The organism is Pseudomonas sp. SIMBA_041 (assembly GCF_046535095.1).
GTDB classification, from domain to species: Bacteria; Pseudomonadota; Gammaproteobacteria; order Pseudomonadales; family Pseudomonadaceae; genus Aquipseudomonas; species Aquipseudomonas mucoides.
Window position 1 is genome coordinate 1 of the sequence record NZ_JAWRXJ010000904.1, and the last position, 238, is coordinate 238.

Here is a 238-nt window from a genome sequence, read left to right on the forward strand (position 1 = left end):
GATATGCTATTAGCTCCAATAGCAGTATTTGAAGCTCCAATTGTATTTAGCGTAAGAGCTCCAAATCCAAAAACAGTATTAAGTACTCCTGTTGTAGCATCATTACCACCTGCGAAAAAAAGATTTTTATCCCAAACTGAACCTATGGTAGAGATACCTTGAACTACTATTTTATTTCCTTCCGTAATTCGAAATTTTTCCGCATTATTCGTTTTAAAAATCAAAGGCTGATTATCTG

Annotated in this window: 1 protein-coding gene; it reads right to left on the reverse strand. The window is 34.0% G+C overall.

The window, feature by feature from the left end; genetic code table 11:
• A partial coding sequence (locus SB725_RS33750) for a hypothetical protein (protein ID WP_410923764.1) occupies positions 1-238 on the reverse strand: 238 nt, incomplete at both ends.